Source organism: Bacteroides sp. D55t1_190419_B8 (assembly GCF_015558905.1).
GTDB classification, from domain to species: Bacteria; Bacteroidota; Bacteroidia; order Bacteroidales; family Bacteroidaceae; genus Bacteroides; species Bacteroides vicugnae.
Genome location: NZ_JADMOU010000018.1, coordinates 44,071 through 64,029, shown reverse-complemented (window position 1 = coordinate 64,029; position 19,959 = coordinate 44,071). Strand labels below are relative to the sequence as shown.

General features: G+C 41.9%; 15 protein-coding genes. 11 read left to right on the top strand and 4 right to left on the bottom strand.

What is annotated here, in order from left to right; translation table 11 throughout:
* Positions 1-49: 49 nt before the first annotated feature.
* The gene (locus I2I13_RS15545) at positions 50-1,747 is read right to left on the bottom strand and encodes a Na/Pi cotransporter family protein (protein WP_074636458.1); all 1,698 of its coding nucleotides are present in this window, start codon (positions 1,745-1,747) and stop codon (positions 50-52) included.
* A gap of 82 nt (positions 1,748-1,829) precedes the next feature.
* Between I2I13_RS15545 and I2I13_RS15540 the strand changes: the two genes are divergently transcribed.
* Both I2I13_RS15540 and I2I13_RS15535 read left to right on the top strand, forming a co-directional pair.
* Entirely contained in the window at positions 1,830-3,503 is a 1,674-nt protein-coding gene (locus I2I13_RS15540) for a nucleoside kinase (RefSeq protein ID WP_074636456.1), read from the top strand.
* Between the two features lie 217 nt (positions 3,504-3,720).
* Positions 3,721-4,122 carry a hypothetical protein gene (locus tag I2I13_RS15535; RefSeq protein ID WP_099146918.1) on the top strand — a complete coding sequence of 134 codons (402 nt, stop codon included), beginning with the start codon at positions 3,721-3,723 and terminating at the stop codon, positions 4,120-4,122.
* Positions 4,123-4,126: 4 nt separating this feature from the next.
* Here the strand turns inward: I2I13_RS15535 and I2I13_RS15530 are convergent, their stop codons facing one another.
* On the bottom strand, positions 4,127-5,437 hold the full coding sequence (locus I2I13_RS15530; protein ID WP_167511886.1) for an acetylxylan esterase: 1,311 nt from the start codon (positions 5,435-5,437) through the stop codon (positions 4,127-4,129).
* A 213-nt stretch (positions 5,438-5,650) separates the two neighbouring features.
* Positions 5,651-7,024, bottom strand: coding sequence for an aminopeptidase P family protein (locus I2I13_RS15525; protein ID WP_195649931.1), 1,374 nt, complete (start codon positions 7,022-7,024; stop codon positions 5,651-5,653).
* Positions 7,025-7,162: 138 nt separating this feature from the next.
* Between I2I13_RS15525 and rpoN the strand changes: the two genes are divergently transcribed.
* The 5 genes from rpoN (at position 7,163) to I2I13_RS15500 (ending at position 12,304) form a co-directional block, all read left to right on the top strand.
* Positions 7,163-8,650: an RNA polymerase factor sigma-54 gene (gene rpoN / locus I2I13_RS15520; RefSeq protein ID WP_074636450.1), complete on the top strand. Its 1,488-nt coding sequence runs from the start codon at positions 7,163-7,165 to the stop codon at positions 8,648-8,650.
* 44 nt (positions 8,651-8,694) lie between these two features.
* Complete coding sequence (locus I2I13_RS15515; RefSeq protein ID WP_074636447.1) at positions 8,695-9,366, top strand: phosphatase PAP2 family protein; 672 nt, start codon at positions 8,695-8,697, stop codon at positions 9,364-9,366.
* Between the two features lie 29 nt (positions 9,367-9,395).
* Positions 9,396-9,776 carry a glycine cleavage system protein GcvH gene (gene gcvH / locus I2I13_RS15510; protein ID WP_074636444.1) on the top strand — a complete coding sequence of 127 codons (381 nt, stop codon included), beginning with the start codon at positions 9,396-9,398 and terminating at the stop codon, positions 9,774-9,776.
* 51 nt (positions 9,777-9,827) lie between these two features.
* Entirely contained in the window at positions 9,828-10,337 is a 510-nt protein-coding gene (gene purE / locus I2I13_RS15505) for a 5-(carboxyamino)imidazole ribonucleotide mutase (protein WP_004296231.1), read from the top strand.
* A gap of 122 nt (positions 10,338-10,459) precedes the next feature.
* Entirely contained in the window at positions 10,460-12,304 is a 1,845-nt protein-coding gene (locus tag I2I13_RS15500; protein ID WP_195649930.1) for a 4-hydroxy-3-methylbut-2-en-1-yl diphosphate synthase, read from the top strand.
* A 76-nt stretch (positions 12,305-12,380) separates the two neighbouring features.
* On the opposite strand, the gene I2I13_RS15495 is transcribed toward I2I13_RS15500, so the two are convergent.
* Positions 12,381-13,703: an ATP-binding protein gene (locus I2I13_RS15495; RefSeq protein WP_074636440.1), complete on the bottom strand. Its 1,323-nt coding sequence runs from the start codon at positions 13,701-13,703 to the stop codon at positions 12,381-12,383.
* 1,637 nt (positions 13,704-15,340) lie between these two features.
* Between I2I13_RS15495 and I2I13_RS15490 the strand changes: the two genes are divergently transcribed.
* From I2I13_RS15490 to I2I13_RS15475, 4 genes are all read left to right on the top strand, one after another.
* Positions 15,341-15,976, top strand: a complete 636-nt coding sequence (locus I2I13_RS15490) for a porin family protein (RefSeq protein WP_148367076.1) — start codon at positions 15,341-15,343, stop codon at positions 15,974-15,976.
* Positions 15,977-16,042: 66 nt separating this feature from the next.
* Positions 16,043-17,989, top strand: coding sequence for a heavy metal translocating P-type ATPase (locus tag I2I13_RS15485; protein WP_195649929.1), 1,947 nt, complete (start codon positions 16,043-16,045; stop codon positions 17,987-17,989).
* A gap of 7 nt (positions 17,990-17,996) precedes the next feature.
* The gene (locus tag I2I13_RS15480) at positions 17,997-18,419 is read left to right on the top strand and encodes a Fur family transcriptional regulator (RefSeq protein ID WP_195646102.1); all 423 of its coding nucleotides are present in this window, start codon (positions 17,997-17,999) and stop codon (positions 18,417-18,419) included.
* Positions 18,420-18,670: 251 nt separating this feature from the next.
* Positions 18,671-19,915: a hypothetical protein gene (locus I2I13_RS15475; RefSeq protein WP_195649928.1), complete on the top strand. Its 1,245-nt coding sequence runs from the start codon at positions 18,671-18,673 to the stop codon at positions 19,913-19,915.
* Positions 19,916-19,959: the final 44 nt, after the last annotated feature.

Here is a 19,959-nt window from a genome sequence, read left to right as displayed (position 1 = left end):
GAGAATCAGTTGTATCAATACATACTTGATTCTCCTTTTATTTTCTTTATTAAGAAGCTTTTTTCTCTTTCACATCACTGCTGGCTTCCACTACATTCACCACATAGTCACCAAGTTTTTCGCATTCGGCGATGATATCCATGTAGTAAACTCCCATTTGATAATCATATTCTTTGTTGTTCACATCCAGAATATTTTGATTCTTCAATTGGTTGCGGTAGTTATTGATTTCGTTTTCAAGATTGAAGGATTTGTTAATATCGATGCTTTGATGTTCCGGTTTCTCTACCACCACAATCATTTGAGCAAGTGCATCGTTAGTCAGTTTCATCATGAAGTGGATATGTTCGTATTGTTTTTCGGTAAAGTCCAGATTAGTCTGGCGTTTCCGGTTGATGGTACGTGCCAGGTTATAGCAGCTATCGCCGATGCTTTCGATTTCTGTCACTTCACGCAACATAGCACGTATTTGTAGCTTACTTTCAGAACTCAAACGGCCTTCGGACACCTGATTCAGGTAGTTGGCTATTTCAAGTTCCATATTGTCACTGATATTTTCATATTTCTCTATCCGGCTGAACAATTTATTAAAATCGTCATCCTTTTCCGTATGCAACAGATCCTGCACCATGCCGAACATCCGGTGTGTACGTTCTGCGAAAAGATGGATTTCCTTGCGTGCCTGAAGGATAGAAAGTTCGGCAGTGGAAAGCATACCGCCGGTGATAAATCGCAGGCGGGGTTCTTCGTCTTCTTCTTTCGGATGAATTAAAGCACATACGGTACGCTCAATCAGTTTCACAGCCCATATCAGTATACAAACGTTACAGATGTTGAAGATTGAGTGGAAAGCCGACAATTTGTAGGAGATGGCAACTTCCGGATTATTGCTTTGGAAAAAAGTATCTACTACCCAGTTTACCAGTTCCATGAAAGGGTGGAAGACAATCAATACCCAGATAACGCCGAACACATTAAAAACAAAATGGGCCAATGCTGCCCGCTTAGCCTGTGTGTTGGCTGTAAGTGCGGCAAGATTGGCCGTGATAGTAGTTCCGATGTTTTCTCCCAATACGAGTGCTGCTCCCAGTTCCAGGCTGATCCATCCGTTGGCACACATAATTAATGTGATTGCCATGGTGGCTGCGGAGGCTTGCACAATCATCGTCAGTATCGTACCGATAAGCAAGAACAGAATGATGGAGAAAAATCCCATATCCGTGTAGTTCTGTACGAAGGCAAGCATTTCCGGGTTGGCATTCAGGTCGGGTGCATTTGATTTCAGATAAGAAAGCCCCATGAAAAGGAAAGAAAAACCAAAAATGAATTCACCGATGGATTTGCGGTTACTTTTACCGGAGAAGATAAATGGAAGGGCGATGGCCAGGAGAGGAAGGGCAAAGGCAGCCATATCAACCTTAAATCCGAAAATTGAAATGATCCAGGCGGTTACGGTAGTACCGATATTGGCACCCATAATGACGCTGATGGATTCGGCGAGTGTGAGTAGTCCGGCGTTAACGAAACTGACGACCATTACCGTCGTTGCTGAAGAAGACTGGATAAGGGCCGTGATTAACACTCCTGTTAGAACTCCCGTTACCCGGTTGGTGGTCATTGCCGTTAGAATACTTCGCAATCTATCACCCGCGACCTTTTGTAAGCCCTCGCTCATGATTTTCATTCCGTAGAGGAAGAGTCCTAATGAGCCTATGAGCTTTAAAAAATCATAAAAAGAATATTCCATCTATAATATTTTTAATGGTTATTTGTTCTCTATCTGATTATAAGTATATTAGTACCAAATTATTCACCTTTTAACGAACTCGATGAAACAGATGTTACAAATATGTTGCAAAAATAACAATATTTCTAAAGAATTCCCTATCGGAAGCTCACTTTTGGATATTTATTACGGTTTTAATCTTAATTTTCCTTATCAAGTAGTGAGTGCCAAGGTCAATAATCGCTCCGAGGGACTTAATTTCAGAGTATATAACAATAAGGATGTAGAGTTTCTGGATGTGAGAGATCAGTCCGGTATGCGTACTTATGTCCGTTCGCTTTGTTTTGTCTTGTTTAAAGCTGTCACGGAATTGTTTCCCGAGGGAAAATTGTTTGTGGAACATCCTGTGTCAAAAGGCTATTTCTGTAATTTGCGGATTGGGCGCCCTATTGAACTTGAGGATGTGAAGCGTATCAAGCAACGGATGCAGGAGATCATTGCGGAAAATATTCCTTATCACCGCATTGAATGTCATACGGCAGAGGCAGTACGGGTTTTCAGTGAGCGGGGGATGAATGATAAAGTGAGGTTATTGGAAACTTCCGGTTCCCTTTATACCTATTATTATACGTTGGGTGATACTGTTGATTATTATTATGGTAATCTGCTGCCCAGCACCGGATATCTTAAATTATTCGATATTGTGAAGTATTATGACGGGCTGCTGCTCCGGATTCCGAGCCGGGAAAATCCGGATATGCTCGAAGAGGTCGTGAAACAGGAGAAAATGCTGGATGTCTTTAAGGAATATCTGAACTGGAGTTATATCATGGGACTTAATAATGCCGGAGATTTTAATCTTGCCTGTGAGGAAGGACATGCCACTGACTTGATTAATGTTGCGGAAGCATTGCAAGAGAAAAAGATAGCGCAGATAGCCGATACTATTTTCCATCGTGGCGAAAATGGTAACCGGGTAAAACTGGTCTTGATTGCCGGACCGTCTTCTTCGGGAAAGACAACTTTCAGCAAACGGCTTTCTATTCAGCTGATGACAAATGGATTGAAGCCATTCCCGATCTCTTTGGATAATTATTTTGTAGACCGTGAAGAAACCCCTTTGGATGAAAACGGAAACTATGATTATGAATCACTTTATGCGCTCGATCTGGAATTGTTTAATCAACAGTTGCAGGCGCTTCTCCGTGGCGAAGAGGTGGAACTGCCCCGTTTTAATTTCTCTCTAGGCAAAAAGGAATATAAAGGGGATAAACTGAAAATAGAAGATAATACAATTCTGATTCTGGAAGGTATTCATGCCCTAAATCCGGAACTGACACCGCATATACCGGCTGAACGGAAATTCAAGATTTACGTTTCAGCATTGACCACTATTTCGTTGGATGATCATAACTGGATTCCGACTACTGACAACCGTTTGTTGCGCCGCATTATCCGCGACTTTAACTATCGGGGATACTCTGCACGTGAAACCATATCACGTTGGCCTAGTGTGCGTGCCGGTGAAGATAAATGGATATTTCCTTATCAGGAGAATGCTGATGTAATGTTTAATTCAGCACTACTCTTTGAATTTGCCGTACTTCGTTTGCATGCCGAACCTATTCTGATGGGTGTCCCGCGAAACTGTCCTGAATATTGTGAGGCCTACCGGTTACTGAAGTTTATCAAATATTTTATTCCGGTGCAGGATAAGGAAATTCCGCCTACTTCTTTGTTGCGTGAATTTTTAGGAGGAAGCAGCTTTAAATATTAAGTAGAAAAATTAGGATATATTCGTGATTTGTATTTCCTTTGCAGAAAATACAAATAAACCTTTTGTTGTAGTGAAGCAAAGGAACACAAAAATAAACAATATTTGAGTGATATTTAGGGAAAGAATGTTATGGTTGTTATACAAAACTTTAAAATATTGAACCTTTGATTGCTTTTGCTGTTAAGAAGGGACTACATGCAACAAAAAAAATGTGAATATGATTTTTTATAATAGTCTTTTAGCGAAGTGGTTCTTAGGAAAAGGGAAGAAACACTATTTTATGTTAGGCTGGTTTTTCTTTACCCGCTATAAATATCTGGAAGTCTGGGAAGAAATGGAACTACGGATTCATGCCAGACAGTATTGGGAATGTTTTTCTTTAACCCTGATACCAGCACTTATTTTATCAATCCTGTTTTCATGGTGGTGGATGGTGTTGCCATTCGTGACTTATCACATACTTTATTGGTTTGAAAAGATCCTCCGTCCTCATTCTATCTTTAATTGGGAGGCGATAAAGCATAGTGGCGATACGCTTTATCTCAGGAAGAGAAAAGCGTATGCCTGGAAGAAATGGTACGGGAAGAAAGAATTGCCCGCATCCAGATGGAATGATTAAAACTTCACTTTAAATGCTTCTTTATCCAAAGCAGATGTCCATACTCGGTATCGTTGGAAGTCCAATGCTCATTAATGGGAGTAATCAGTGCTTCTTTCGGACAGTCTAGTACATTGTATACGATGTAGCTGGTTGTCGGAGGACATACATCATCGTTGAATCCCCATGTCATATAGGTATCTGCTTTGATTAATTTCGCAAAGTTCACAACATCATAATAGGCCATTGTCTTTATTTTTTCAGGAGTATCCATATCTACCGAATTCCTGAAGAAATGAGGATATCCGCCGGCACGTCCGGCTTTATAGCCTGCCATGTCACTTAATGCAGGATGATTGGCGACACAGGCTGTCACCCGTTGATCCAGTCCGGCAGTGATTAATGCCAAGGCTCCTCCCTGGCTACCTCCTTGTGCTATTACGTTTTTACCATCCCATTCAGGTAGGGAAGTCAGGAAATCAATAGCGCGTACACAGGCCAGATATACCCGTTTCATATAATAATTGTCGCGGCTGTCGAGTCCATTGGTTAAGTAGCCGTTCTCTCTGCCATTAAAAGCATTGCTGATTTCTTTGAATGCTTCGTCACTCATTTCCGGATGAAGGCCGTGTATCTCCATCTCAAAACGGATGCAGCCTTGCTCTGCATAATATTTGTGTCGCAGTGGTTCTTTGATTGTTTTGATTCCTGCTCCCGGAGGGCATAATACAACCGGAAATTTGCCCTCTTTCTTGGGATAGAACAAATATCCGTAGACGCATTGCCCGCGTTTGTTCAATTGCAATTTTACGAGATAACAATCTATTTTATCGGTTGAGTATTTTTCTACATGCTCTTTGGTGTACGTTAGAGGAAATTCTTTTTGTTCCGCTTTTGCTTTTTCCCAGAATTCATTGAAATCCGAAGGCATGGTAGTATATGGAAGAAGCTTTTCCGGCGAAAAACCGACTTTTACATGATGTGAGTAAGTCTTTCCATCTACGGTCGCTTTCAGCCGGCAATCACGGAATCCGGGTTCTTTCATTGTGCCGAGAGGAATTACGGCTTTGCCGTTTTTCAAAGTCACACTCCCTTTGGTGTCAGCGTTAGGCATCATGTCTCCCCCTATTTCATAGGTGACGGTTACGTTATCCCTGGGTATACCATATTTATAGAATTGTACTTCTACAGTTGCTTTTTCTCCTGTTTGATAGAGCCAGTCGGCATGGTTGGGAACTGTGACCCAAAGAACGTCACTTCTATAAGGGTAGTTTTCGGCTACGGCGGATAACAAAGTTAGTGACAATAGCCATACGGATAAAAGTAGTCTCTTCATGGTGTTATTCATTGTTTTTATGGATTTGAAATAGTAAGTTGTTTTAATTCTGTTGCAATATTACGCAAGATTCGGGAAAAGGAGGGTAGAAAAAATGTGATTTTAGATGGACTATTTGGTACTCTGACAAAAATAGCGGAAGTTTTTCACCCGGATGAAAAGCTTCCGCTATTGAACAGAAGAAAGGTTCTTCTTTTATCAGGATGGAACCTTTTATCTTAAGGCTTCCACCTCTTCCGGTGTCAATGGAATCTTTTTGCCTAATCGGCGGGCACCGGTTTCTGTAATCAGATAATCTTCTTCATTGCGGATACCACCGAAGTTTTTATAAGTTTCCACTACATCATAGTTAATGAAATCAGTGAACTTCTTTTCTGCTTTCCACATATCGATCAATTCAGGAATAAAGTAAATGCCCGGTTCTACGGTATGTACAAATCCCGGCTCCAATGGGATGGCGAGGCGTTGCGATTTGCGACCGAACTGTGTGCTCTTCGGCTGGCCGTTGTAACCTACCCATATCTCTCCCAGATTCTCCATATCATGTACATCCAATCCCATCATGTGACCTAATCCGTGCGGATAGAACAACGCATGGGCACCTTCGCGTACAGCATCCTCGGTATTTCCTTTCATCAATCCGAGCGTCTTCATGCCATCCACCATGACGCGGGCCGACAGTTCGTATACGTCCATATAAGGAATACCCGGGCGGAGAGCTTTTACAGATTCCAGGTGCATCGCATTCTGAATTTCGTATACTTCACGCTGACGGGTGGTGAACTTCTTATCGGCAGGAATGGTAGACGACATATCACCCGCATAACCGGATTCAACTTCTGCACCGGCGTCGATTAAGAACAAATCACCCGGCCTCACTTTATTTCCGTGATAATGGTTGTGCAGAGTCTGCCCGTTGATAGTGGCGATGGTGGCGAATGAAAGTTGGCAGTTGTTAGATTCGGCCACCCGGTTCATTTCAGCTACCACTTCATATTCATACATACCCGGACGAAGTACCTTCATGGCTGTAATATGCATATCGGCAGTAACATCGCAAGCCTTTTCTATCTCTGCGATTTCTTCTGCAGATTTATAGTTGCGTTGAGCGATCACGGCACGGATGAATGGAACAGAACCTTCCTGATGTGCGGGAGGAATACCCAGCCAGTCCATCAGCTTCAGCTTATGTTCGGGGCGGTAAGGAGGCAGATAGTGAACTGCTTTCCCTTTCTGTACACACTGATGGAGATAGCTTACAATGTCAGCAGACGGCATCAGATTTTTTACGCCTACACGTTCGCATTTTTCGTGCAATGTCGGTTGTGACCCCATCCATACGATTGCGTCGATAGACAACTCATCACCAAAGATGATTTCTTTGTCTTCATCTATATCGATAATAGCCGAAAGTCCGGCACATGAAAGTCCGAAATAATAAAGGAAAGTGGAATCCTGACGATAACGGAACGTGTTATCTTCGTAATTCAGTCCGCACTCGTCATTTCCGAGAAATAACAACACTCCGGAGCCTAAGTTCTTTTTCAGCAGGGCTCTCCGCTGCATATACGTTTCTTTGGCAAACATATGGTCCTAGTTTTTAAGTTCGTGCAACAAAGATAACGAATTTTGTGTTATAGGATTAAAAATTATCTCCCTAATCTGTGTAATCTCTCGTTAAAAAGTTACTTTTGTAGCGAGAAACAGTAGAAAGCAAAAACGAATATGGCACAAGGTTCCCGTCAAATACAATCTCAGGCGCAACAGCAGGTACAGACGCTCTCGCCCCAGCAGATTCTGGTCGTGAAACTGTTGGAGCTTCCCGCAGTAGAGCTGGAAGACCGTATCCATGCTGAACTGCTTGAAAATCCGGCACTTGAAGAAGGTAAAGAAGAGAATGCTACGGATGATGAATATTCTGATACCGACAATGCAGAGGATGGCATGGATAGCGATGCCAACGACTATGATTCTTTGAGTGACTATCTGACAGAAGATGATATTCCCGATTATAAATTGCAAGAGAACAACCGTTCGAAAGATGAACAGGCGGAGGATATTCCATTTTCCGACTCCACCTCTTTTTATGAAATCCTGAAAGAACAGTTGCGTGAACGTAACCTGACAGAGCACCAGTGTGACTTGGTGGAATATCTGATCGGTTCATTGGATGATGACGGATTGCTTCGCAAATCTTTGGAAAGTATCTGCGACGAACTGGCGATTTATGCCGGTATCGAATCGACCGAGGAGGAACTGGAAGAAGCATTGAGCATCTTACAGGACTTCGATCCGGCAGGTATCGGTGCGCGTAGTCTTCAGGAATGTCTGTTGATACAGATTTGCCGGAAAAAAGAAGAAGAGAAAACTCCCAGTCCTATCTTGAATCTGGAAGAAAGGATTATCAGAGAATGTTACGAAGAATTCACCCGTAAACATTGGGAGAAGATTATAAAGAAACTGGATATTGATGAAGAGACTTTCCGGGAAGCCATTACTGAAATAACCAAACTGAATCCACGTCCGGGTGCTTCTTTGGGAGAAGCAATCGGCAGGAATCTCCAACAAATAGTTCCCGACTTTATGGTGGAAACGTATGATGACGGAACCATTAATGTAAGCCTCAATAACCGCAATGTTCCCGAACTCCGTATGAGTCGTGATTTCACGGAAATGGTGGAGGAGCATACAAAAAACAGGGCCAACCAGTCTAAGGAATCTAAAGAAGCGATGATGTTTCTGAAACAGAAAATGGATGCGGCACAAGGATTTATCGATGCTGTCCGTCAGCGTCAGAATACCTTGATGACTACCATGCAGGCGATTATCGACCTGCAACGTCCTTTCTTTTTGGAAGGAGATGAATCGCTGTTAAAACCGATGATTCTGAAAGACGTGGCGGAACGTACGGGATTGGATATTTCGACCATCTCCCGTGTGAGTAACAGTAAATATGTACAGACGAATTACGGTATCTATCCGCTCAAATACTTTTTCAGCGACGGATATACTACAGAGGATGGCGAAGAGATGTCTGTCCGTGAGATTCGTAAGATTCTGAAAGAGTGTATTGAAGGCGAGGACAAGAAGAAACCCCTGACCGATGATGAATTGGCGGATATATTGAAGGAGAAAGGGTATCCCATTGCCCGCAGGACAGTAGCCAAATACCGTCAACAGCTGAATATCCCCGTAGCACGACTGCGGAAATGAGAGTTTTTTAAGTATTAAGTATAAAGTATTAAGTATTAGTGCTGATGGACAGAGAGAGAGAACATATCATAGCGGATAAGACGATGTTGCAGGTGGCGAGAGTCACTTCGATGGTCTTTACTCCATTTTCTATTCCGTTTTTATCGTTTCTGGTGTTATTCCTGTTTTCTTATCTTCGTATCATGCCGATACAATATAAGTTGATAGTGTTGGGAATCGTTTACTGCTTCACCATACTGACACCTACTATTACCATTTTCCTGTTTCGTAAAATCAATGGATTCGCCCGTCAGGAGTTGAGTGAACGTAAGAAACGTTATGTGCCTATCCTGCTGACCATCATCTCGTATGTGTTCTGCCTGCTGATGATGCGCAAGCTGAATCTCCCGTGGTATATGACCGGTATCATTCTTGCTTCTCTGGTAGTGTCCATCATTTGCATTGCGGTAAACCTGAAATGGAAGTTGAGCGAACACATGGCAGGAATGGGCGGAGTGATCGGGGGATTGATTTCTTTCAGCGCCTTGTTCGGTTACAATCCGGTCGCATGGCTATGCCTGTTTATTTTGATTGCCGGTATATTAGGTTCTGCGCGCATTGTGTTGGGGCATCACACGCTGGGTGAGGTTCTTTCCGGTTTTGCTGTCGGTCTGATATGTGCCCTTTTGGTACTTCATCCGGTGAGTAACATCTTATTTCGAGTATTTTTATTTTAAAACAGTATAAATCCTAAAAACTAATCATTATGAATTTTCCACAGAATTTGAAGTACACGAACGAACACGAATGGATTCGCGTTGAAGGAGACATTGCATACGTTGGTATCACCGATTATGCACAGGAACAATTGGGCGATATTGTGTTCGTAGATATCCCGACTGTTGGTGAAACGTTGGAAGCCGGTGAAACTTTCGGAACGATTGAAGTAGTGAAAACTATTTCCGATCTTTTCCTGCCTGTAGCAGGTGAGGTGCTCGAACAAAATGAAGCATTGGAAGAAAACCCGGAACTGGTAAATAAAGATCCTTATGGCGAAGGTTGGCTGATTAAAGTGAAACCGGCCGATGTAAAAGCGGTAGAAGATTTGCTGGATGCCGAAGCCTATAAAGCTGTGGTAAACGGATAATTCTTACCGTACTTAAATTGTAAATAGTAAATTGTAAAATAGTAAATTGAAATGACTCCAATTGTAAGTATTATCATGGGCAGCACGTCCGACCTTCCTGTTATGGAGAAGGCTGCACAGCTGCTGAATGATATGCATGTACCGTTCGAAATGAACGCTCTTTCTGCTCACCGCACGCCAGAGGCTGTGGAAGAGTTTGCGAAGAATGCCCGCAACCGTGGCATTAAAGTAATTATCGCTGCTGCCGGAATGGCTGCCGCCCTTCCCGGTGTGATTGCGGCTAATACTACATTGCCGGTGATCGGAGTACCTGTAAAAGGTTCCGTGCTCGATGGAGTGGACGCACTTTATTCTATCATTCAGATGCCTCCGGGCATTCCTGTAGCAACGGTTGCCATTAACGGAGCGATGAATGCCGCTATCCTTGCCATCCAGATGCTGGCATTGAGCGATGAGAAACTGGCAGAAGCTTTTGCTGCTTACAAGGAAGGACTGAAAAAGAAAATCGTAAAAGCAAACGAAGAACTGAAAGAAGTGAAGTTTGAATATAAAACAAACTAATGTGATTTACGATTTGACAATTTACGATTTACGATTGAAATATCTTCGTGAATCGTTTATTGTCTGCACATTTGTTATACTCAAAGTGCTTTTAATCGTAAATCGTTAAATCGTAAATTAAAATGGTTGATCTATTCAATTATTTTCGAAGAGAAACCACAGAAGTAAATATTGGGGCTGTGCCGTTGGGCGGCCCCAATTCTATTCGTGTCCAGTCGATGACAAACACGTCTACGCAGGATACACAGGCTTGTGTGGAACAGGCGAAACGTATTGTTGATGCAGGTGGAGAGTATGTCCGCCTCACAACCCAGGGCATCAAAGAAGCCGAGAACCTGATGAACATTAATATCGGACTGCGTAGCCAGGGATATATGGTTCCGTTGGTTGCCGATGTGCATTTCAATCCGAAAGTGGCGGACGTGGCTGCTCAATATGCGGAAAAGGTGCGAATCAATCCGGGAAATTATGTAGATGCTGCGCGTACTTTTAAGAAACTGGAATATACAGACGAGGAGTATGCGCAGGAAATACAGAAAATCCATAACCGGTTTGTCCCGTTCCTGAATATCTGTAAAGAGAATCACACGGCTATCCGGATCGGAGTAAATCATGGCTCTCTGTCCGACCGTATCATGTCCCGTTATGGCGATACCCCCGCAGGAATGGTGGAGTCCTGCATGGAGTTTCTCCGTATCTGTGTAGAGGAAAACTTCACAGATGTGGTGATTTCCATCAAGGCCTCCAATACGGTGGTCATGGTAAAAACCGTCCGTCTGTTGGTAGACGTCATGGAGAAAGAAGGGATGGCTTTCCCGTTACACCTCGGAGTGACAGAAGCCGGAGACGGAGAGGATGGGCGTATCAAGTCCGCCCTTGGCATCGGTGCATTGTTGAGTGACGGATTGGGAGATACCATTCGGGTATCTTTGAGTGAAGCTCCTGAAGCTGAAATCCCGGTGGCCCGCAAATTGGTGAATTATGTTCTGTTGAGGCAGGACCATCCTTATATCCCGGGATTGGAAGCGCCGGAATTTAATTATTTGTCTCCCGAACGCCGCAAGACAAAAGCTGTCCGTAATATCGGAGGTGAACATGTGCCTGTGGTTATTGCCGACCGCATGGACGGGAAGACAGAGGTAAACCCGCAATTCACACCGGACTATATTTATGCCGGAAGAGCTTTGCCCGATCAACGGGAAGACGAAGTGGAATATATTCTTGATGCGGATGTATGGCAGGGAGAAGACGGAACTTGGCCTGCATTCAATCATGCACAGTTGCCGTTAATGGGAGAATGCAATGCGGAGCTTAAATTCCTGTTTATGCCCTATATGGCACAAACGGACGAAGTGATAGCCTGCCTGAAACATCATCCGGAAGTGGTGGTGGTTTCCCAAAGCAATCATCCGAACCGTTTGGGTGAGCACCGTGCACTGGTTCATCAACTAATGACGGAAGGTTTGCAAAATCCGGTTGTCTTCTTCCAGCATTATTCGGAAGATGATGCGGAGAATTTGCAGATAAAGTCCGCAGCCGATATGGGAGCCTTGATTTTTGACGGTCTTTGTGATGGCATCTTCCTGTTCAATCAGGGTAACTTGAGCCATGCCGTCGTTGATGCTACTGCTTTCGGAATCTTGCAGGCCGGACGTACCCGTACCTCCAAAACGGAATATATATCTTGTCCCGGTTGCGGCCGTACACTTTACGACTTGGAAAAGACCATTGCCCGTATCAAGGCAGCCACTTCACATTTGAAGGGACTGAAGATCGGTATCATGGGATGCATCGTGAATGGTCCCGGTGAGATGGCAGATGCAGACTACGGCTATGTAGGAGCAGGACGGGGGAAAATCAGTCTCTATAAAGGTAAGGTGTGCGTAGAGAAAAATATTCCTGAAGAAGAGGCGGTGGAACGACTTCTGGAGTTTATCCGGACAGATCGGGAAGAAAACCAACAATGATATTATATTGGGCACGGAATGCAGGTGATGAGGTACTGATCTCATAGAAAACCTGTAATCCGTGCCTGACTAAGTACTACATATCTTCCAACGACAAACACATTGTTTCAATGGTATAACGAGGCAGTAGCTTTTTCTTCAAATGTTCAACTTTCTGTTCCAGCAACTCCGGCTTAAAGTTTTTACGTTGGCGTTTTACTTCAGCAACTACTGCTTTGTTTTTTTCAAGACAGAGTGCAACAATATCTATCTCGTTTTGATTCCCTTTGGCTTCCCACCATGACCCGATAGCACGGAATTGATAACTTTCAGCGAATTTCTGTTTGAAGTAAAGTTCTAATATCTTTCCGCTGTAGGTTGGATAATCAGCTTCTATGATATTACGCAGCCCTACAAAGTTTTTAATTTCTATCAATGAACGGTTACGGTCGAAGTAATTGAACCAAAACCTAATAAAATTATCGCATATTTCATATCGGACAGTTGTTGAGCTTTCTTTAGCTAAAATGGGACGTTGGCGTATGATAATATTATAATCGTCTATCAAGCGTTTCAGATAGCCGCCTACGCTTTTTTCTCCTAGTGTTGCCTCAATTTCTGCTTGTGTATTTCTACCTCCGGCAATTGCACTTAAAATAGAAAAGTAGGTCCCGTAATTTTTCCCAAATTCTTCTATCAACAGATTTTTTCCTTCTTCGGTAAAGGGAGAATTGTCGCGAGCCATAAAATGGATCATGCTTTCCACGTGGAGCGTATGGTTGTCACAAAAAAGTTCCACGTATTTAGGTACCCCGCCAGTAAAAGTATAAAGTGCTAAAAGATCATCATTCGAATGTGCCGGGGCATATTCACACATGATTTCTTTCAGAACAGAGAGCTTGAATGCTGACAGCTTGATTATGTTATCAGCTCTTCCGAAGAGCGGCTCTTTATTGTCTTGGAAAATTCTCTGCATCAGAGAATAGATGGAACCACTGACGATCAAATTCATGTGTGAGGACTTCCGATATTGGTCCCAAATATTTTGCATATCGCTGAATATGGATTCATTAATAGTATAGAATTCCTGAAATTCATCAATAACCAGATTGAAAGTCCGTTGAGTCGAAAGCTGCATTAGGTATTGGAATAAGTTTCGGAAACTTCTGATTTCTGTCGGAACAAAGATTTGCAGGGCTTGTGCGATAAGTGGGATGAATTCTTCGCACAAGGTTGCCTCATTTTTACGTCCTATAAATAGATAGACAGTGGGAGTCTGTTCAACAGCTTTCATGATGAGGCTTGTCTTCCCAATTCTACGGCGACCGGTAACGACTGTCATTCTTGAACTTTCCTCAAATGCCAATTTCTGAATTCGTTTTAACTCTTTTAGTTCTTCTTCTCTATTATAAAACCTCATAGTCTGTGAATTGTATTAGTAACCGTGGTTACTGTAACCACGGTTACAAAGATATTTATTCTTAAGAGAACGGCAAACTTTTTCTTTCTTTTTATAAATTCTTTGCCCTTCCCTATTAAAAACTTTATGATTATCTCTATTGATTTATACCTGTTTTATTGTCAAACTGTCAGGATGATATTTAAGTGTATGAATATCAGTATTATATCACCTGACAATAGATGCTGATAATAGGCTGACAATAAAATATATCTACTTTTACTGTCAGCCTGTTTTTATCTCTTATGCTACCTTTAATAACTTGATAAACAATAGCTTTATGGGCACCTTTCGAAATAATACCACATTTTTATAACAGCTTTCCAAAGTGATATCCTTTCATTAATATACCTGTATAGTTCCGCTAACACGCCAGTATAGTTCCTCTAAAGTGTTAGTATTGTTCCACTAAAGCACCGGTATCTTTAGTTCGTCACAGCCGTGGTAACTTCTTCTCACGGCCGTGACAAATTCCTACCACAGCCGTGGGAAGATCTCGTCACGGCCGTGGGGAGTTAACAATACCGACACTTTAATGAAACAATACCTGCTTGGTAAGTGAAAGATACCGGCTATATAGCATTCATTTAATAGGGGCATACTCATTTTATAAAGCGTATGTGTTTCTTATGTCGATGATATTGTTACTGTAGACAATGATAGTCTTCAGTAGTTTATAACATGGATCAAGCTGGGAATTAAGTCAGAGTATATCGACACATTGGAACGAATCCCATAATCTTGCCCCAAAGGGGTCAAAGAACAGGCTGACAATAAAAGTTCTAATTTTTTATTGTCAGCCTATTGTCATGGCTTATTGTCAGCATGTAAACCGATGATAATCATTATACTATCGGGAAAAAACTTTGGTTGACAATAAGAATCATTAATTTTATATGTAAATCTGATATCTGTCTTTCCAATAGTACACATCTTTACAAAAATAGAGGGGAACTCCTGGATGAATCCATTTGTTCCCCTTGCAGGTGTAGCTAGCCTCTGTCTCTTATATTTTTAAAGGCAAGTAGCAACATATAGATGTTACGTTTTCGACTTTGCAGTCGTTCAAGTGCCGCTCCACTCGAATTGACTTGCCTTTGTAATTATTACTAATTTGTTGTTTGTATCTATTGCAGCAAATTTATAGGCACAAAAAAAGCGGAGAGCATTTGCCTATCCGCCAGTGAGGGAGTCCAAGCCCTAAACACACAAACAGGAAACACTCCCCGCATATTGCAAGGAGCATTTATCTGCTTCTCTGTGTGTTTGGAATTTTTGGACTTTTCACTAGCACAGAAATCAGCTAAACGCTTTTTTTCTTAAAACAAACAATACAGTCGCGCTACGACTGATTGTGCAAAGATAACAATTAATTAAGTTATACAGTCTTTCATTCTTTGTTTTTTCTCTGTACGGAGTGTTTTTGTTCTATATCTCGTAAAATCGTTTGAAATAGTCCGGTTCCCTTGCTATGACTATACCTCATAAGATTCATATCGTTTATTTTTTATATTTTCACCAAATCTCTCGGAGTTATGCGAATTATTGTTATTTTTGCCTCACATAATTTCTAAACAATAATTAAATTATTTATTCGTATGAAAAAGGCCTTATTATTATTCGCTTTAGTAGCGATAAGTGCGGTGAGTATCAATGCTCAAGATAATCTGAAATGGGGTGTGATGGCAGGTATGAATGTTAGTAAATACACCATTACAGGTTTTGACAGCAGGATAGGTTTTCACGCAGGTGTTAAAGCAGAGTTGGGATTGTCTCAGGATGCGAATGGTAGTGGTGCCTATATGGACTTCGCTGCATTGCTTACATTGAAAGGTGCTAAAATTGATGGAGGATCACTTGCGAGCATAAAATTTAATCCATACTATTTAGAAGTACCGGTACGTGTCGGGTATAAATATGCTGTCAATGATGATTTTTCGTTATTTGGTAGTGTCGGTCCTTATATGGCTGTCGGTCTGTTTGGAAAAGCAAAATTGAAAGTGGACGGTGATATTGCAGATATTGCGGAATTAGGAGATAACTCCATGTCTGAAGATATATTTGGAGATGATGGTCTGAAACGATTCGATTTCGGTCTTGGACTGAAAGCCGGAGTTGAGTTCAGTAAGAAATATCAAATTGCCATAAGCTATGATTTCGGACTTGTTGAAGTGGCAAAAGATTTAGGAATGAAGAACAGAAACCTGATGATCTCATTGGGATATATGTTCTAAAACCGATTTTGCAACTTTGTTGCATGAATCATTTGCTACCTTTGCATCAACTAAATGATGAATGTTATGGGACATTGTAGTTGTGGCGCTCATTCATGCGCAGCAGAAAAAAAGGTTGATGCAAAGGTTTCGGTATTTCATGAATATGGGAAAGTGATATTCTCTCTCCTGCTTCTGGCAGGTGGAATAATTATGAATGCTCTCGATTTAGCATTCTTCCGTGAAGGATCTGTTGCTTTGATATGGTATATCGTGGCCTATCTTCCGGTAGGAATACCGGTGATGAAAGAAGCCTGGGAAAGTATCAGGGAAAAAGACTATTTCAGTGAGTTCACTCTAATGATTATAGCTACTTTGGGAGCTTTTTATATTGGTGAATATCCGGAAGGAGTAGCCGTGATGTTATTCTATACAGTAGGAGAACTGTTTCAGGATAAAGCGGTAGATAAGGCCAGGCGTAATATCGGAGCCTTATTGGACGTAAGACCTGAAAAAACATTAGTGTTCCGGGAAGGCAATCTTGTTATTGAAAGCCCTAAAAAGATAAAAGTCGGTGAAATCATAGAAATAAAGGCAGGCGGACGGGTACCATTGGACGGAGCCATGCAGAATGAAGTGGCTGCCTTTAATACAGCCGCATTAACGGGCGAAAGCGTTCCTCGTAATATTCGGAAAGGTGAAGAAGTGCTTGCCGGAATGATTGTAACTGACAAGGTTATCCGGATCAAGGTAACGAGACCTTTTGATAAGAGTGCACTTGCCCGAATATTGGAACTTGTTCAGAATGCCTCCGAACGTAAGGCTCCGGCTGAATTGTTTATTCGTAAGTTTGCACGCATTTACACACCTATTGTTATAGTGCTTGCAGTATTAATTGTGTTGTGTCCATTTGTCTATTCACTTATTAATCCTCCATTTGTATTTGCATTTAATGACTGGCTATACAGGGCTTTGGTCTTTCTCGTGATTTCGTGTCCCTGTGCGTTGGTGGTTAGTATTCCGTTAGGCTACTTTGGGGGGATTGGAGCAGCATCCCGATTGGGTATTTTATTCAAGGGTGGTAATTATCTGGATGCTATCACCAAGATCAATACGGTGGTATTCGATAAAACAGGAACCCTGACAAAAGGAACCTTTGAAGTACAGGCTTGTAAAAGTGCAGGTGAGATTTCTGAAGAAAAATTAGTGAAACTGGTTGCTTCGGTAGAAAGTGATAGCACACATCCGATTGCCAAGGCTGTTGTGAATTATGCGAAAGAACAAAATATTGAATGTGTAGCTGTTACCGGTACGAAAGAATTTGCCGGCTATGGTCTGGAGGCGACGATAAACGGGACTACGGTTCTGGTCGGTAACTGCCGGTTACTTTCTAAGTTTGATATATCCTACCCGGAAGAACTGTTGGAAATAACGGATACCATCGTAGTCTGTGCCGTTGGAAACCGTTATGCAGGTTATCTGCTGTTGGCTGATGCCCTGAAAGAGGATGCAAAGGCAGCTATTGACAATTTAAAAGCTTTAAATATTGAAAACATCCAGATACTATCCGGTGATAAACAGAGTATTGTTACTAACTTTGCAGAGAAGCTCGGTATATCGGAAGCTTATGGCGACTTGTTGCCGGAAGGAAAAGTGAATCATCTGGAAGAATTGCGGCGGGATGAGGCAAACCGGATCGCGTTTGTCGGTGATGGAATGAACGACGCACCGGTGCTCGCTCTAAGTCATGTCGGCATTGCTATGGGAGGACTGGGTAGTGATGCGGCTATTGAAACAGCCGATGTCGTGATACAGACAGACCAACCGTCGAAAGTAGCCGAAGCTATCAAAGTTGGAAGGCTGACACGAAGAATCATTTGGCAGAATGTATCACTGGCATTTGGAGTGAAATTGCTTGTATTGATTTTGGGAGCCGGTGGAATCGCTACTCTTTGGGAAGCTGTCTTCGCAGATGTAGGCGTTGCGTTACTTGCCATAATGAACGCCGTCAGAATACAGAAAATGATAAAATAGGAGAAAGATGGAAGAAGATATTTATTTGGATAAACTGGTCAGAAGAGACATCAAGCCAACTGCAATAAGGCTTTTGGTGATAAAAGAGATGATGCAGGCAGAGCGTGCAGTGTCATTGCTTGACCTCGAAACATTGCTCGACACAGTCGATAAATCGACCATATCCCGTACTATTGCTCTCTTCTTGTCTCATCACCTCATACATAGCATAGACGATGGAAGCGGCTCGTTGAAGTATGCCGTTTGCGACAACTCTTGCAATTGTGTGGTACAGGATTTACATTCGCATTTTTATTGTGAGAAATGTCATCGTACATTCTGCCTGGAAGGCACCCATATCCCGGTGATTGATTTGCCTGAAGGATTTACTTTGCACAGCATTAATTATGTCCTTAAAGGGATTTGTCAGGAATGTTCTTCTCCAAAATAAGAAAACTTCTATGATGATGTAGCAGAAAGCCTGGAGCTATTTATTAATTTGGACATAATAATCACTGTTTTATATGACTTAAGCGCCTAAAATGTCTATATAGGCACTTTCTTTGTTTTAATCATTTTTTTATTCTATAAAATATTCTCACCTTTGCGAAGTAATTGGGGAAGCCGATGTTCTATATGAAAAATATGAATAATAAAACGGCAATAAAAAATGCAAACATAACATTTTAAATCCATTAAAATATGACTAGAAAATTGTATTATTTAATTCCTTGCCTGATAATGGCAATGATAACATTCACGGGGTGTGGTGACGATAATAATGATGGACCGACAGGCGGTGATGTATTATCAGCCGAGAAGAGTAAAGAGAAGTTGAGTGAAATTGGACAGAACTTAATCAATCTGGTAAATGCTGACGATCAGAAACAGTTGGCACAAGTAGGGAATTACTTCTCGGAAATCGTAGGCTCTTTGGAAATTCAGGAAAAAGCAAATGTACAGCAAATGGTACATTCTTTAGTAGCTGCTTCACAGGGTGATATGGCTAAAGTGTACGCTATGGCGGCTGTCAACAATGAAATGTATCAGGCCAGTGACTATTATGGTGTTTATACCTATAATGACAGCAAAGACAAGTGGGAACGTACCGATTCTGATTCTGAACTCGCATTGAAGTTTGGTTGTGAGGGTCAAACAGCTGAAATCAAGATTGCAGCTACCGGCAATACAACAGATTTTACTTATGATGGCGTTATAGTGAAAGTTCCGGCTAAACTTACTTCTACTATTAAACTAGGAACAACTATTTTGACTTCTCTTGAGATTGCTACAGCAAACGTAAGCAGCTCTCCAAGAAAAGCAGATATTACAGTAAATATAGATGCCAACGGTTACAAAGTATCTACTTCAGTAAGCGCAACACCGCAAGTTGTGAAAGCTAACTATTCAATCAACATAAAAGGAACAGAAGCCGTAAAAGGTGAAGCTTATCTGAATGGTAGCAACATGACAGCAGACGAAGGCGCAAACGAGAATGTTGGAGACCGTTTTAAAGATGCGCGTATAGAGGCAAATATTATGGGTGAAGCTGCTGTGCTTATGCAATGTAGCAGTTACAAGGATTTAGCTCGTGAACTGGAACAAGTGGATGACCAGTATGATAATGCTACTGGAATGTGGGGTGAATCTCATGAAGCTGCACAAGCTACTGCAAATGTATTTAAGAAGTATCTTAGTGGAAGCCTGACATTCGGAGGAAGCAATGAAGCGTCTGCTACTTTGACATTCCAACCTTATATTGACTATTCATACATAGATTCTCAGGGAGTGAAGCATGAATACTGGTATACAGAGCCTCTGTTACAGTTTGAAGATGAATCTCTGATTAGCTTTGAAGACTATTTTGATACTGCTTCCGGACCATTCAAATCATTAGCTGACAGCTTCGATGCATTGGTTAGAAGTTTTGAAGGATTCATAGAATAAGCATGGGGTATAGATAAATGTGAGTAAATTGACGAGGACCGAGG

Bases quoted from the DNA above. Each gene is read 5' to 3' on its own strand.
- I2I13_RS15480 (WP_195646102.1), top strand. From the start codon at position 17,997: ATGGAAGAAGATATTTATTTGGATAAACTGGTCAGAAGAGACATCAAG.
- I2I13_RS15515 (WP_074636447.1), top strand. From the start codon at position 8,695: ATGGACAGAGAGAGAGAACATATCATAGCGGATAAGACGATGTTGCAG.
- I2I13_RS15495 (WP_074636440.1), bottom strand. From the start codon at position 13,703: ATGAGGTTTTATAATAGAGAAGAAGAACTAAAAGAGTTAAAACGAATT.
- I2I13_RS15535 (WP_099146918.1), top strand. From the start codon at position 3,721: ATGATTTTTTATAATAGTCTTTTAGCGAAGTGGTTCTTAGGAAAAGGG.
- I2I13_RS15485 (WP_195649929.1), top strand. From the start codon at position 16,043: ATGGGACATTGTAGTTGTGGCGCTCATTCATGCGCAGCAGAAAAAAAG.
- I2I13_RS15540 (WP_074636456.1), top strand. From the start codon at position 1,830: ATGAAACAGATGTTACAAATATGTTGCAAAAATAACAATATTTCTAAA.
- purE (WP_004296231.1), top strand. From the start codon at position 9,828: ATGACTCCAATTGTAAGTATTATCATGGGCAGCACGTCCGACCTTCCT.
- I2I13_RS15475 (WP_195649928.1), top strand. From the start codon at position 18,671: ATGACTAGAAAATTGTATTATTTAATTCCTTGCCTGATAATGGCAATG.
- I2I13_RS15530 (WP_167511886.1), bottom strand. From the start codon at position 5,437: ATGAAGAGACTACTTTTATCCGTATGGCTATTGTCACTAACTTTGTTA.
- I2I13_RS15490 (WP_148367076.1), top strand. From the start codon at position 15,341: ATGAAAAAGGCCTTATTATTATTCGCTTTAGTAGCGATAAGTGCGGTG.
- gcvH (WP_074636444.1), top strand. From the start codon at position 9,396: ATGAATTTTCCACAGAATTTGAAGTACACGAACGAACACGAATGGATT.
- I2I13_RS15545 (WP_074636458.1), bottom strand. From the start codon at position 1,747: ATGGAATATTCTTTTTATGATTTTTTAAAGCTCATAGGCTCATTAGGA.
- I2I13_RS15500 (WP_195649930.1), top strand. From the start codon at position 10,460: ATGGTTGATCTATTCAATTATTTTCGAAGAGAAACCACAGAAGTAAAT.
- rpoN (WP_074636450.1), top strand. From the start codon at position 7,163: ATGGCACAAGGTTCCCGTCAAATACAATCTCAGGCGCAACAGCAGGTA.
- I2I13_RS15525 (WP_195649931.1), bottom strand. From the start codon at position 7,024: ATGTTTGCCAAAGAAACGTATATGCAGCGGAGAGCCCTGCTGAAAAAG.